Origin of the sequence: Gimesia chilikensis (assembly GCF_008329715.1) — a bacterium.
GTDB classification, from domain to species: domain Bacteria; phylum Planctomycetota; class Planctomycetia; order Planctomycetales; family Planctomycetaceae; genus Gimesia; species Gimesia chilikensis.
Genome location: NZ_VTSR01000006.1, coordinates 195,086 through 209,539 on the forward strand (window position 1 = coordinate 195,086; position 14,454 = coordinate 209,539).

A 14,454-nucleotide genomic window follows, 5' to 3' on the forward strand; every position below is an offset into this window, starting at 1 on the left:
ACTGCCGTTTCGCTTCAACCTTAAAAAACAATCTCTCCATCCGAGGAGTTTTAAATGAGTCTTTATCATCAACAGCATGTTCAAGCCGGCCGTCATGGATTTTCCCGACGGAGCTTCTTACGCAACGTTTCCCTGGGTGCCATGGCTGCAGGCACGCTCAGTTTTCACGATCTGATGAGCGTCTCCGCGGAAGAGCTCCGCAAACAGGGACGTTCGATGATCCTGCTCTGGATGTCAGGCGGACCCAGCCAGTTTGAAACCTTCGATCCCAAACCGGGAACTTCCAGTGCCGGTGATAAGGCACCGATCCAAACCGCTGTCTCAGGCATAGAGATTTCCGAAGAGTGGAAAGAGACCGCGAAGGTCATGCAGGAGATCGCACTGATTCGCTCGATGACCAACAAAGAAGGGAATCACCAGCGTGCGACCTACCAGATGCACACCGGCTACATTCCTTCCGGCAGTGTCAAGCACCCCAGCCTCGGCTCCAATATTGTGCGCGAGATTGGCAACCGGGAACTGGAGATCCCGTCGATTGTTTCGGTTGGTGCTACCAACGGTGCGGGCTTCCTGGGCGTCGATTATGAACCGTTCAACGTCAGCAATCCGGGGAGCATTCCCAACAACGTGGCTGCCACTGTTCCTGATCAGCGGTATCAGAAACGGTTGGGCCTGCTGGGACGCCTGGATACGGAATTCGCCAGCCGGGGTGGTGAAGTGGTCGTCAAAAACCACAGTAAGATTTATAACAAAGCCTCAGCCATGGTGCTGAGCCCGCAGACCAAAGTCTTCGACCTGAGCGAGGAACCAGATACCCTGCGTCGCCAGTATGGTGAGAACAACTTCGGTAAAGGCTGTCTGCTGGCCCGTCGGCTGGTCGAAGCGGGATCGACATTCATTGAAGTCCGCTCCAACGGCTGGGATAACCACTTCGATATTTCCGAGTCGATTACGCAGCGTTCGCAGGAAGTCGACGCCGGTATGGCGACCCTGATTTCAGATCTGAAACAGCGGGGCATGCTGGATCGCACACTGGTCGTCTGGATGGGTGAATTCGGGCGTACCCCGAAAATCAATGCCCGGAACGGACGCGACCATTATCCGCGTGTCTTCTCAGCCGCCCTGGCGGGGGGGGGCGTCAAAGGGGGACAGGTCATCGGATCTTCCACCAAAGACGGCTCTGCGGTTCAGGATCGTCCGGTCACCGTGACGGACCTGTTCTGTTCGATCTGCCAGTCGCTGAATGTGAATCCGAAGAAGGAAAACATGAGCCCGCTGGGACGTCCGATGAAAATCGTCGACGGCGGCGAAGTGGTTCAGGAACTGTTTTCCTGAACCACGGCCTGAATCCTTCTGGTGCCTGACCGCTGAAGTTCAGCTCAGGCGCCGGAAGCGGCTGCTTCGCTGAGTGCCTTGGCCTGTGCAGCGGACGTATCCAGTGAGAGTGTGATCGTGACCGACCAGCGTCCTTCATCGTCGGCAACAAACTCCCAGTGAGGGATGACGACCGAACTCTGATGGACGAGTTCGTAGCCCCCTTCGGACTGGCTGATCGTTTCGATGGGGAAGGTCCAGATGCTGGCAGGCGTTGATAAATCGAGAGCCGCATCCAATCCGAGCCATTCGTCGACCAGACCGATACGATCAAGCTTCTCGAGGTCGAGCTTTGATTCCAACTGTCCGAGCTGCTTGCCCAGGTGGTTGTAGTAGTAACGGTCACTGGCGCCTGCAGCCATGCCGGCGAAGTTGAATTCGACGCCGAAATGCAGAGGTACTTCTGTAGGCAGGTTCGACAGTTCATACTGGACGACCAGTGTTCCGGCTGCAGACTTGCTTAAGGAGACGGTCTTGGTGACTTCGACTTCATACGGTCCCACGTGCCCTTTTCGGCTCATACGGACATCGCATTCGTCATCCGTGCGGCGTACCGAACTCAGGTAGACGCCTTCGACGAAGTCGCCCAGTTCTCCGCCACCATTGATCACGGTATCGAGATCTACGCCGGGCTGATAGAAGTGATCCATCAGCGACTTGCGGGGCGTATTGTCGTACTGCAGTTTCTGTTCGAGCCCCGGCTGTTTGAAGCGGACGGCGTTATGGATCTTGCCGATGTCGTCACCATTCTGACCGCCCTGTGCCTGTTCCTGAGCCGCTTTGCGGATGATGTCGTGGTAAGGCTCGGGACGCCGACAGAGTGTGGCCAGCAGGTTGTGTTTCGCGCCGCGGATATCCAGTTCATACAGATGACCGCCATGCGCGGGTGAGAGGAAGCTCACCAGGCGATGGCTGGCCAGTCGGATTTCTTTACGGGCATCCAGGTTGAAGTCGGCTGCTTCAACTTCCAGCCAGTTGTTGTCTCGGTGATTGATCTTTTCCAGCAGCGAGTCTGCTGAGATCAGATGTTTAAAGATCGCATTTCGCAGGTGAGGCAGATACAGACCGCCGAACGCGCCATGCCAGTAAGGGCAGTTACATTGAGCGCGGTAGAGTTCGGTCCGGGCTTCATGCAGAATCGGCAGGTCCTCTGCGTCGACTCCAGTGGCTTCCAGACTCTGCAGACGACTGCTGACCAGCAGCATCCGCGAATACATTTCGTTGAGCTCTGAATACTTCACGCGGAAGTTACGCCAGAAGCCGCCCCGCAGGTACGGTTTGAGACGATCGAATTCTTCGTCTTCTGAGAATTTATCTTTGAGGTGTGACAGTTCGAGTTGCCGCTCGGAAGAGAGCGCCCACTCGTTCATTTCCCGATAGCTGGCGTCCGGCAGGTAACAACTGCCCATGGGGGAGACGGTGTCGACCGATTCGCCCAGCGTGGTCACTTTGAGCCAGTCACTGTTCTGACGCAGCAGATCGAGGAAACGTCGCAGCCAGCCATCCCGGTAGACGTGATCGTAGGTCCCGGGCCAGGCGCCGAATTTTTCCCCGTCGTCACCAAAGACGACCACCGAATGCGGATGATGGTCAGCGATCTGTTTCAGGTAGTGAATCGTCTCGACCGGATCGGTAAAGGGAATCTGGTAGCGGAGTGTTTCGTTGTCGGGGAAAATTTTCAGCAGGCGACCTTCGTCTTCCGACAGGTAATAGCCGTGCATTTTTTCCGCCCGGACGCCGGCGGCACTGAAGTGCGAATCGTCGAGCAGCGTAAATTCCATACCCGCGTCGACCAGGTCAGACACGAAGGCCTGTTCCCAGACGCGTTCCGGAACCCACATGCCGCGAATCGGTGTCCCGAAGAGCTTTTTGAGGTATTCGGTGTAGGCTTTGATCTGGCCGATACGGTCAGACTTGGGAATCCCGGCGAGGATGGGCTCGTAAAAGGGACCCCCCAGAATTTCCACCTGCCCGGATTCTGCCAGACCGCGGACGCGATCGATGTATTCCGGATGGGCTTCCACCATCCATTCCATCAGGCTGCCTGAGGTATGCAGTGAAAAGGGGATATCCGGGTATTCTGACAAGACATCGAGAAATGGCTGATAGCTGTTTTGATAGGATTCTTCAAAAACGCCTTCAAAATTCCCGACTGGCTGATGGTTGTGAATGACTAATACGAGCCGAAGTCGACAGCCCATGGGCCGCATCCTTTCATCTGTGTGGTACACAGAACTATCGATAACGCAGTGAATTAGAACGAATGAGTGCTGACACTCGCGGGTCTGATCCTCCCCGCGTTCAGCGCCAATCCTGCAGGGTCTGGACGAATCTGACTTATAGTAAAGCCAATCTTTTACTAATGATAGAGGACTTTTTCCGAGAATAAAATCCAGGAGTCCTTAAAATCAGCACTCCTGGAGCTGAAATACTGTCGGATGGAGGGTAATTGTTAAAGCAGGTAATTTTTCACCAGACAGAACGATGGTTTTAAGCCAGAAACTGACGGTGGCTTCTCTATTTTACCTGAGGCCGAAAAGAGCGTAACAGTGCCCCTCTCTTCGTGTTGAAGCTTTAAGACTGCTCTTTCGCAAGTTCCTGCTGGAGCAGCTCCCGCGCCTGCTCGGGGAAGACCGGATTAACGTACATCTGGGAGGCGAGTTCGAAACCCGCCAGATGGGCCAGCCGGGGATAAATGCGCAGCGTCCAGGTGTACCCGGCGTCGTCTCCCGTCGGAAACGGGGGCGTCTGAATGACAAAGTTCAGATCGTGGCTGCCCAGAATCGTCTCCAGTGCCTTGAGCAGACGTCGGGTGATTGCTGCCAGGTCGTCGAGTTCCTCATCACGGGAGTGGTCGTAGTGAGTACCGCGGGAACGGGGAATCAGCCAGGTTTCAAAAGCGAACCGACTGGCGTAGGGGCAGATCAGATCGAAGTGTTCGGTCACCAGAACCGGTTCGGAAGCCAGTTGCTCGAACAACGAGGTCCCCTGCTCTGCCTGATACTGTTGTGCGGTTTCAACCTCTCTGTGCAGTGCCTCGGGAATCACGTGACTGACCATCAGCTGAGAATGGGCGTGGCCAAGTGAGGCGCCTCCGAGGACTCCCTGATTTTTGAAGATGATTGCATACTGCAACCGGGGGTTCTGTCGATGCACGCGCAATCGGGCACGATAGGCGTGGAACATGTTCTGGAAGCTGGCGAGGTCCAGCCGGGAAATGTGCGTTTCATAGTGCGGACATTCCACAATGACTTCGTGCACGCCGAACGAATCGTGTTCGGAACCGGGTGTCGAGACGGGTGTGAGAGCAGGATATTTGTTATCTACTACCCGCAGGCTCCAGCCGGGCCCGTTGGGTTTGGATCCGGGTGCGCGGACAGCAAACAGTTCAGGCTCGGTCTCGTCTTCCTTCCCCTCAGCGAAGGGATCGGAGGCGATCTGCTCTGCACTCTGGTCCTCATCGCCCTGACTGCTCTTGATGGCGATCGGACGTTTGGCCCGTTCCGGCGCAAAGATGGTCGTCAACCCGGTCAGCGGATCGGTACGAATTTCAGACATGGCAGACAGTGATTCGAATGGGGACAGAGAGATCGATTTGAAGGATCGCTGGATTCAGTTTAAGACGAGGCGGAAACTGATTCAGTACTATTCGCACGAAAACTGAGCGCCTGCTGATAGACTGAAAGGTAATTCTGAGCGCTATGCTTCCAGGACCAGTCCCGGGTCATACCGTTCTGCATCAGTTGCTGCCAGGTCGATTTGTCGTTGTACATATCGATGGCACGTCGCATCTGTCGATACAGTACGGTCGCATCAAAGTGCCAGAAGGAAAAACCGTTCGCACTTCCGTTTTCGAGGTTGGTGTCAGAGGCATCCACGACGGAATCTGCCAGCCCGCCGACTTCATGCACGATGGGGACTGTGCCATAAATCAGGCTATACATCTGGTTCAGACCACAGGGTTCAAACTGACTGGGCATCAGGAAGATATCCAGGCCGGCTTCGATCTGGTGGGCCAGGATTTCGTCAAAGCCGATGAGCGTGGAAACCTTATCAGGAAACCGTCGTGCCAGTTCGCTGAAGGAGGTCTCGTGATACGGGTCTCCCGTTCCCAGGATGACGAGTTGCACGTCTGTGGCCAAGAGGTTCTCGGCGGCATCCAGAATCAGGGAGAACCCTTTCTGATCGGTCATGCGGGAGATTGCCCCCAAGAGTGGAACGTCGGGTTTCTGGGGGAGTCCCATCCGTTCCTGCAGTGCTGCTTTACAGCGTGGCTTACCTTCCGCGACCGTCTGTGCGGAATAATTCGCGGCGATGTGCGGATCGATCTCGGGATTCCAGTCGGTCGTATCGACGCCGTTGAGGATGCCCACCAGCCGATCAGCGTGGGAATCGAGAACGCCGTGCAGACCGTAGCCAAACTGCTCGGTCCGAATTTCCTTCGCATAAGTGGGGCTGACCGTTGTTACCATGTCGGAGAAGACGATGCCTGTTTTGAGCAGGTTCAACTGCCCGAAGAATTCCATCTGGTGGCGATTGAAGTATTTCCAGTCGATTCCGGTGAGCAGCATATCCCAGTGCCAGTACTGCCCCTGGAAGGCCATGTTGTGAATCGTGTAGACGGCGGCGGTCTTTTCGAAGCCGGGCTGGTCTTCATACTCAATGTTGAGCAGCGCCGGTATCAGACCGGTCTGCCAGTCGTTGGCATGGATAATGTCCGGTGAAAGGTTCAGTTTTTTAGTGAACTCCATCACAGCGCGGCTGAAGAAAATGAAGCGTTCGCAGTTATCCTGATAATCCCGGCCGCCCTCGTGGTAGAGTTCGGGGCGATCAAAATAGCGAGCCTGTTCGACCAGGTAAACCGTGGCGCTGGAACCGGGGAATCCGGTTTTGCGGAGACGGGCTTCGACTTCCTTGCTGCCGACTGAGATCGTTACTTTTTCCGGACAGAGTTCGAAATCATCCAGATTGAGCCCCCGCTTCGCGATTGACTGCGGGTAGCAGGGTAAAAACAGGCTCACCTCGTGCCCGGCGTCCGCCAGTGCCTTGGACAGAGCGGAGGCAACATCAGCCAGTCCGCCCGTTTTGGCAAAAGGAATCGCTTCAGAACTCGCTACGACGATTTTCATAAAATCCCAATCTATCTGGATTACATATCCGGTGGTGTGTCTACAATATTCTATACGTCATTATCGGCTGTGAGTATTGGTTCTGTAAACTCAAGCCGGTGTGTTGCGGCTGGAATCAGCGGGTTGTTCGCACGAATGTCTCACTACCGCTGATCAATTTCAGCAGACTATATCAGACCCGTTCTGGTTTTACCTGTTTGTTCAGTAAAATTAAACCGGAACTGCAGCAAAATACCGCATGTGTAATTGCGGATCAATTTCAGATTCATGATAGTATATGATCTGAACCTATTCTGAACCACAGGTCATCCCCTACGGGAGGGACCGGGTTTCAGCACGACACTTTGTTGACAGTGTGGATTCACCATCGTTGCAGTCGATCCGCGGTCTGTCTCATCCAGTCATAATTTCTGATATGAATGATCATTCAGTCCTGAAGAATCAGCCCGAAACGACAGACCAGCCACCGGCTCCGTCTGCCGAGAGCGGAGCTGCTGCGCCGCCGCCGCATCTGGCGCCGCCCCCCAGGATTCACCACGATGCCTTTACCTGGGAACTGCCTGCCGAAGAGATCACGCTGCGAATCCGCTGGTTTGGATTGTGTGTCGGGTATGTGCTGGTCAACTTTGTGGGCAACGATGCTGCGATTCAGGTCCCCCAGCTGAACTGGATTCTGACCCTGGGGGCGATTTATGCATTGGCAGACACCTGGTTCAGCTTTCGGGGCAAAGTCTTTCTGGGCGAATGGCCGCTGACCATCTCCGTGATGGAGGCACTGTTTATCGGCCTACTCTGTCATTACGACACCGGCCTGAACAGTCCGTTCCGCTTTTATTATCTGCTCTCGCTGATCGTCTGTTCGATTCGGCATTCACCGCTGATTGCTTATGTGACGCTGGCACTGCATCTATTGAGCTACACGACACTGCTGTTCCCCCCGCAGAATGCACCACCGGACTGGCTGACCCAGATCCTGTTGATGGTCGTGTGGATGGGCTGGGTTGCCTGGGCCAGTATTGCGTTTTCCAGCCTGGTGAAACGCACGAGTCTGGAACTCTCGGTCGCCAACGAACAACTCAAACAGAACCAGGAACTGCTGGAAGACCGAATTGCCCGGCGGACGAGCGATCTGCAGGAATCCCAGGCGCTGTTGATTCAGCAGGAGAAACATGCTGCCTTCGGTCTGCTGGCCGCGGGGATTGCGCACGAGGTCGGGAACCCGCTGGCGGGCATCAGTTCGCTCGTCCAGCTGCTGAACCGGCACAATAATGACGAGTACACGAATAAACGACTGGACGAAGTCGACGCACAGCTGCGGCGGATCCAGCGTATTTTACGTGAGTTGATCGATTTCAGCCGCCCGGCGACTACAGAGCGGAACCGCTGCTACATCAATGAGGTGATCACCGAATCGCTGAATATCGCCAAGTATTATAAGCGGAAAAAGGGAAAGAAGATCATCACGCGGTTCGCGGAGAATCTCCCCCCCGTGCAACTCGTGCGTGATCAGCTGGTGCAGGTGTTTCTGAACCTGATTCTGAATGCGATGGACGCCACCGAAGAGGGACAGTCGATTGAAATCACGACTGAAGCACGAGACGGACAGATCCTGATCTCCGTGCACGACAATGGTGAAGGCATCAAGGAAGTGGATAAGGAAAAACTGTTCCGCCCTTACTTCACGACCAAGTCCAAGGGAACGGGACTGGGGCTGTTTGTCTGTCGCAATATTCTGGAACATTCCAATACAGGCACGATCCGAATTGACGATACCGTAAGTGAAGGGGCGAAATTCGTTGTCGCCCTGTATTGCGAAGAAGTAAAAGATCTGGGCGAAATTCCTCCGGGACCGGCCCAGGAAATGAAATTTGTAACTACCTGATGATAGAAAACAGGACGAACTCCGACGTGCAACTCAACCGCTCGATACTGATTGTCGAAGATGAAGAAGTCATCCGCAGCTCACTGGCCGAATTTCTGACGAGCGAAGGCTATGAAACCATGCAGGCTTCGACCGTGGCCAAAGCACTGGAGTTGGCCCGGGATCGGGATTTCAATGTCGCAATCTGCGATGTGCAGCTTCCGGACGGGGATGGAATTGAACTGCTCCGCCGGTTGCAGAATATCAAGCCAAGTATTTTCGTACTGATCATCACAGCGTACGCGACCGTTGAAAATACAATCTCTGCGTTCAAGGCGGGGGCGTTTGACTACCTGGTAAAACCGGTGATCTTTGACGACCTGTCTCACAAGCTCAACCGGCTGTTTGAATATCAGAAAATTTTCTACGAGAATCAGATTCTCCGACGAGAGCTGGCCCGCAGCCCCGGCATCGAGGAGATTGTCGGCAGCAGTAAAGCATTACAGAAACTGCAGAGCACAATCCGCAAGATCGCGGCTACGAACTCCAATGTGCTGCTCTCGGGAGAATCGGGGACCGGGAAAGAACTGTTCGCCCGCTCGATTCACTCGAATGGTCCCAATCGCGAACAACGTTTCCTCGCTGTGAACTGTGGAATGCGGCCTATTGAGCTTCTGGAGTCGCAGCTGTTTGGATCCGCGGCCAGTTCGCTGCAGTATCCACAGGCAGAGCAGACCGGCGTCTTCAAGAACGCCGACGGCGGTACAGTCTACCTGGATGAGATCTCACAGCTCCCGCTGGGAACCCAGGGTAAACTGCTGCGTGCCATTGAATACGGCGAGATCCTGCCGCTGGGAAGTGCGGAGCCAGTGAAAGTCGATGTGCGACTCATCGCTTCCACGACGCGCGACCTGGCAGAGATGGTCAAGACTGGCGAATTCGAGCAGGATCTATTCTATCGGCTGGACGGGATGAAAATTCACATTCCCGCGCTGCGTGAGAGGGTGGACGATATTCCGGAGCTGGTCGAATATTTTATCGCCAAGCATTCGCGGAAGATGGGCAAGCGGGTTACAGGGGCCACCAGTGAAACGATTCGGGCGTTGATGTCAGCGGAGTGGAAAGGAAACGTCCGTCAGTTGGACAATGCCATCGAACGGGCGGTCATGATGTGCGACGACACATTAATCTGCCTGAACGATCTGCCGCCCGAACTGCATCAGAACGAACCCCCACTACCGGACGTCGATGATCTGCGACTGGCGTTGCGACATTACGAGCGGATGCACATCACCCGCGTGCTGAAGGATAGTGCCGACAAACGAGAGGCCGCCAAACGGCTCAAACTGGGACTGTCGAGTCTGTATCGCAAGATTGAAGAACTCGATATTGAACTCGAATAGTCGAGCGTGAATCAGCTTGTGACTTCGGTCTTCACTGGATTCACAGCCGATTTTTTGTCCTGCGCTGCCGGTTTCTCGAAGTAGGCCTGATAGCCCTGGCTGTCGATGTAATCATAGCCGACCAGGGAGTTGATAATGACGTTGTTGGCGATCAGACCAGTGATCTTAATGCCGTTGGTCTGGATGATCTGCTGCACCTTGCGGATCACGCCGCGTCGGTTCTTGTCGATGCGAACGACGAGCAGGACCCCGTCGACCGTTGAAGCGATGACGGAGGGATCGCTGACCACCACCAGGGGCGGTGTGTCTACCAGGATGTAATCGTATTCATTCCGCAGCTGACTGATCATTTCAGCAAAGCGGCGCGACATCAGCATTTCCGAAGGATTCTCCGGCAGCATGCCTGCTGTCATGATCGACAGATTACTGATGCGGGTTTCACGAATCGAAGTCTGGGCATCAATTTCCTGGGCCAGAACATCTCCCAGACCAACGGCGTTATTGATTCCGAACAGTTTATGCACGGTTGGCCGCCGCAAGTCGGCGTCGATGATCAGCACTTTCCGGCCTGTCTGGGCAATCGCCAGGGCCAGGTTGGAAACAGACGTCGTCTTACCATCTCCCGGTTCGGCACTGGTGATCTGCAGGACTCTGGCACCGGTGCGGTCGGTTTTCAACAGCAACGAGGTGCGCAGTGATCGATAGGCTTCCGCTTCACGGGACGCGGGTCGATAGTAATACCAGAGCGCCGAGTCGAACTGGCTGTCATCCATGTGGGCGGGTTCTTCTGTGAACTGGGGAACTTCTCCCAGCATCGGCAGGTGCAACTGGTTGCGAATTTCATCGACCGATTTCATGGTCGTATCCCGCATTTCACGGAAGTAGGAGAACGCGAGCACCAGCCCCAGACCGGCAGCGCCGCCTGCCATCAGGAATTTCAGCTGCCGCTTGATAACCAGTTCGTCTTTCACGGGTGACAGCTGCGTCATGGTATAACCGCTGTTCCCTTTGGCAACTTTTTCGAGAAGCAGCTGTTTGAAGATGCTTTCCCGCTGCGATTTGAGTTGTGCGATTTCTTCGTTGTAAGCCTGGTCCACGACCTGGTAGTTACCGACCTTCTTGGCCAGTTCCGTTTCCTGATCAAACAGCCGGGTCAATTCGGTTTCGCGGTTTTCCAGTTCTTTCAACTGCTGTTCCATCGACTTCAGATAGATGTTAACGAAGTCGACATCTTTCATCTTCGATACCTGGAATTCTCCCGACTCCAGATTATCGGCAGAGATTTCGATTCCCTGACGACGATAGAGGTTGATGATCGTGTCGATGCTGCGATTGACGGCATCCAGGTCCGGATGATTCTTTTTGTAATCGCGTTCGAGGCGATTCTTCTGAATCAGCAGCGGCATGAGATGCGTTTCGAGTGCCAGGCGTGCCCGTTCCACTTGAGTGTTACCCGGTGCGATAGCCTGTGATTCGACACCGCCTGTGGCTGCTCCCGCCTGTCCGCGGGCCTGGCCCATCAGAAACTGTTGTGCCAGCAGTTCCAGAGTCTCTTTGGATTCTCCACTGGCGATGGCTGACTTGAGCGTATTGATTTTCGATTTCAGCTCAGTCAGTTTGAGCAGGTTCTGACGCCGTTCGTTGTCGATTGTTTTCACGCGTTCCTGATGCATGTTCGTACTGCCTGCCACAGCGGCTTCCGAACCGGGGGTGCTTTCCCAATACAGGGGGGCATCTTTGCGGAACTCTTTGTATTCTTTTTTCTTCTGTTCCAGTTCGGTGAGCAGAGCCTTGTTGGCCTTGTTCAACTGTTCGATGATCTCACCGGTATTCTGATCCCGCACTTCATCCAGGTAGTGCTGATAGGCGTCCACGATGGCCTGCATAATGGCTTTCGCATCGTGGGAATTTTTATTTTCGTAGGTCAGATTCAGGATATTCAGATAAGTCCGGTCGGTTCCCGAGAGACGCTTGACCTTAAGAGAGTCGATGATTTCCTGGGCAGGATCTTTTTCTCCCTCAAGTGAAGGCAGCTCCGTGAGTTTACCAGCCTTGACCGCCTGACCGACAATCCGGGGACTTTTGATGACGTCAATGTGAGCCGTCAGTTCCCCGAATGTCTGAACCTCTCCCTCTTTAATGGGAACCGGGTTTTTCTGTGAGACCTGGATCTTGGTATTCGCAGAAAAGACGGGCCCCAGTTTCATGTAAGCAGCCTGCCCCAGTAACAGACCGGCCAACAGGCCCCCGACGATCAGATATTTATTTCTGAAGAGCAGCCGGACGATATCCACTCCCGGAGCGGAAGCATTCGTGGTTGAATCTTCCATTCCATCGAAGTCCAGATCGGAATGAGGTTCGAGAGGCTGAAATTCAGTATTCACAACAGGGGTCCTGATTTAGTAAGGCGCAAGCTTCCTGCGATTTTGCTTCTGGGAGATGATTGAGTCGATTTCAGATGCCGGGACGATTAACAACCGCCCGGGCATTTATTGGATTCTGCACCAACGTACTCAGCATACCATTCGATGGTCCGCCGCAGGCCTTCCTGGATATCCACGACAGGTTCGTAGCCCAGGTCCCGCTCAGCAGCGGAAATATCAGCCCACGAATGTTTGACGTCGCCGGTACGGGGCGGCTGGAAATCGGGATCGAAGGGTTTGTCTAACTGTTCGCAGATGAACTTCAGGAGATCGATCAGATTCAGCGAGCTGCCACAGGCAACGTTGTAAACATTCCCTGAAACGATGGCAGCGTCTGCCTGCGAGGCCAGAATGTTCGCCTGCACCACGTTATCAACGAACGTGAAATCACGAGACTGTAAACCATCGCCGAAGATTACGGGGCGTTTGCCTTCCAGTAAGGCGGAAGCAAACAACGGAATGACAGCCGAGTAAGGACTGTTGGGATCCTGACGGGGGCCAAAGACGTTGAAATACCGAATCCGTACGGTTTCCAGTGAGTAAGAATTGGCAAAAGCCTGGCAGTAAAGTTCGCCGGCCAGCTTGGCGGCGGCATAAGGTGACAGCACTTCGGGTGTCTGACCTTCATGCTTGGGCATCTGTTTCTGGTTGCCGTATGCACTGCTGGAACCGGCGTAAACGACGCGCTGAACGCCCGAGCGACGGGCGGCATCAAGCACATGAATGGTTCCGGTGACACAGGCTTCGTGTGTATCAAGTGGGTGATCGACACTGCGTGGAACGGAAGCGAGGGCCGCCTGGTGGAAGATGATATCGACATCTTTGGCAGCGGCTTCAACGGCGGACAGGTCGCGGAGATCTCCCTCAACGAATTCGACCTGCTCTTTAATGTGCTCCAGGTTCTTCAAAGCGCCCGTGCTGAGATTGTCAAAGACACGGACCCGATGTCCGTCATTGATCAACCGAGTCGCCAGATGAGATCCAATGAAGCCTGCACCGCCGGTTACTAGATAATTTGTCACGTTTCTGTTCCTGCAAAGATCAAATTTCGTCGGGCCAGAACCATACAGCCAGCAGACGCCCAAGTCTGTCTCTACGAATGGCCCCTGAGTTGTACTTTCAATGTAGCATCCGTTTGCCGGGTATCTGGCATGGAATTCAGACGTTTCCTCTTAATCATTATCGAACATCCTTCGCTGGATATCCTGATCCCTATTATATGCAGTCATTTCCCATATAACCAAAATAATAAGTCAGGGAAGCCGGCCGCGCAGGTGCGCAGGAGAGCACCGCAGAGGACAGAGATCGAGAATAATCGCTTTAACCACTACCTGTGCAGGGTGTTGTAACAATCGTCACAATTTTGCTGATTGTGTGGCAGCCTGCAGGATTTTCAGGTGTGAACGAAGGGGAAACTTATTTCACGCCGGGTCCGAAGGGAGAAAAGCGGGCGATCATAATTCCCGCAGCGACGGAGGCATTCAGAGAATCGACGAGCCCCGCTGAAGTCAGGCGGCAGACGACATCGCATTGTTCGAGCGTGAGCCTTCTGAGGCCTTTCTCTTCATTGCCGATGACGACCATCCAGGGGCGATCCTGGCTGTAAGCGGCGACGTCTTCTTCCGCATGCTCGGACGTGCCCATGATCCAGATGCCGGCTTCCTTGGCTTCGGTGATTGCGCGACTCAAATTAGTTTCAACGGCAAAGGGAACCCCTTCCATGCCTCCTGAAGCAACATCGTAGACAGTGCCGTTAAGAGGCGCTGAACGATCCTTGGTCAGAATGATCCCTCGCACGCCGAAAAACCCTGCGGTTCGAAAAATGGCGCCGATGTTGTGCGGATCCTGAATGCAGTCCAGGGCCAGCCAGAGTCCGCGGGGTTCGCCGTCTGATTGATCGAGTGCGAACAGTTCACCCAGCGAAGAGGGTATGCGGGGTTTGACCAGCGCCACGGAACCTGCGGTACGGCGGCCCTGATCTTCCGACTGGCGGCGTTTCATCTTCTGAGGTGGTGCCTTGCGGACCACGACGGGAATGCCGTGACTGCGGGCTTCATCGGCCACGTCTCCCCAGTTTCCCTGTGAGGCTCCCGCGGTCAGACGGATTTCGGTCACGTCGATGGGGCGGGTTTTCAAGGCAGCCAGCACACTATGGGGGTTTTTCAGCTCCAGAGCCACTTACACAATTCCTGAGTCAGCAAAGAAAATGAGTCCTGTCGGCGCGAATCCCGACCAATGTGCAAAGGGTAGGCTCTCTGATCGAC

The 14,454-nt window shown here is 54.6% G+C and carries 9 protein-coding genes; 3 read left to right on the plus strand and 6 right to left on the minus strand.

Annotated elements, in window-relative coordinates; genetic code table 11:
• Window positions 1-54: 54 nt before the first annotated feature.
• The gene (locus FYZ48_RS07985; RefSeq protein WP_145042455.1) at window positions 55-1,335 is read left to right on the plus strand and encodes a DUF1501 domain-containing protein; all 1,281 of its coding nucleotides are present in this window, start codon (window positions 55-57) and stop codon (window positions 1,333-1,335) included.
• A 44-nt stretch (window positions 1,336-1,379) separates the two neighbouring features.
• Here FYZ48_RS07985 and FYZ48_RS07990 read toward each other — a convergent pair whose 3' ends face one another.
• The 3 genes from FYZ48_RS07990 to glgA form a co-directional block, all read right to left on the minus strand.
• Window positions 1,380-3,575 carry an alpha-amylase/4-alpha-glucanotransferase domain-containing protein gene (locus FYZ48_RS07990; RefSeq protein WP_149339169.1) on the minus strand — a complete coding sequence of 732 codons (2,196 nt, stop codon included), beginning with the start codon at window positions 3,573-3,575 and terminating at the stop codon, window positions 1,380-1,382.
• Between the two features lie 373 nt (window positions 3,576-3,948).
• Window positions 3,949-4,932 (minus strand): galactose-1-phosphate uridylyltransferase, encoded by a 984-nt coding sequence (locus FYZ48_RS07995; protein WP_149339171.1) that lies wholly within the window; start codon window positions 4,930-4,932, stop codon window positions 3,949-3,951.
• Between the two features lie 59 nt (window positions 4,933-4,991).
• Complete coding sequence (glgA, locus tag FYZ48_RS08000; protein WP_149339173.1) at window positions 4,992-6,503, minus strand: glycogen synthase GlgA; 1,512 nt, start codon at window positions 6,501-6,503, stop codon at window positions 4,992-4,994.
• 415 nt (window positions 6,504-6,918) lie between these two features.
• On the opposite strand from glgA, the gene FYZ48_RS08005 reads away from it, so the two are divergent.
• Together FYZ48_RS08005 and FYZ48_RS08010 are read left to right on the plus strand one after the other, a co-directional pair.
• On the plus strand, window positions 6,919-8,385 hold the full coding sequence (locus FYZ48_RS08005; RefSeq protein ID WP_149339175.1) for a sensor histidine kinase: 1,467 nt from the start codon (window positions 6,919-6,921) through the stop codon (window positions 8,383-8,385).
• Between the two features lie 26 nt (window positions 8,386-8,411).
• Entirely contained in the window at window positions 8,412-9,767 is a 1,356-nt protein-coding gene (locus FYZ48_RS08010; protein ID WP_228030310.1) for a sigma-54-dependent transcriptional regulator, read from the plus strand.
• An 11-nt stretch (window positions 9,768-9,778) separates the two neighbouring features.
• Here the strand turns inward: FYZ48_RS08010 and FYZ48_RS08015 are convergent, their stop codons facing one another.
• From FYZ48_RS08015 to rlmB, 3 genes are all read right to left on the minus strand, one after another.
• On the minus strand, window positions 9,779-12,151 hold the full coding sequence (locus FYZ48_RS08015; protein WP_149339178.1) for a polysaccharide biosynthesis tyrosine autokinase: 2,373 nt from the start codon (window positions 12,149-12,151) through the stop codon (window positions 9,779-9,781).
• An 86-nt stretch (window positions 12,152-12,237) separates the two neighbouring features.
• Window positions 12,238-13,212, minus strand: coding sequence for an SDR family oxidoreductase (locus FYZ48_RS08020; RefSeq protein WP_149339180.1), 975 nt, complete (start codon window positions 13,210-13,212; stop codon window positions 12,238-12,240).
• Between the two features lie 394 nt (window positions 13,213-13,606).
• Window positions 13,607-14,368, minus strand: coding sequence for a 23S rRNA (guanosine(2251)-2'-O)-methyltransferase RlmB (rlmB, locus tag FYZ48_RS08025; protein ID WP_149339183.1), 762 nt, complete (start codon window positions 14,366-14,368; stop codon window positions 13,607-13,609).
• Window positions 14,369-14,454 lie beyond the last annotated feature (86 nt).

Bases quoted from the DNA above. Each gene is read 5' to 3' on its own strand.
- FYZ48_RS07985 (WP_145042455.1), top strand. From the start codon at position 55: ATGAGTCTTTATCATCAACAGCATGTTCAAGCCGGCCGTCATGGATTT.
- FYZ48_RS07990 (WP_149339169.1), bottom strand. From the start codon at position 3,575: ATGGGCTGTCGACTTCGGCTCGTATTAGTCATTCACAACCATCAGCCA.
- FYZ48_RS07995 (WP_149339171.1), bottom strand. From the start codon at position 4,932: ATGTCTGAAATTCGTACCGATCCGCTGACCGGGTTGACGACCATCTTT.
- glgA (WP_149339173.1), bottom strand. From the start codon at position 6,503: ATGAAAATCGTCGTAGCGAGTTCTGAAGCGATTCCTTTTGCCAAAACG.
- FYZ48_RS08005 (WP_149339175.1), top strand. From the start codon at position 6,919: ATGAATGATCATTCAGTCCTGAAGAATCAGCCCGAAACGACAGACCAG.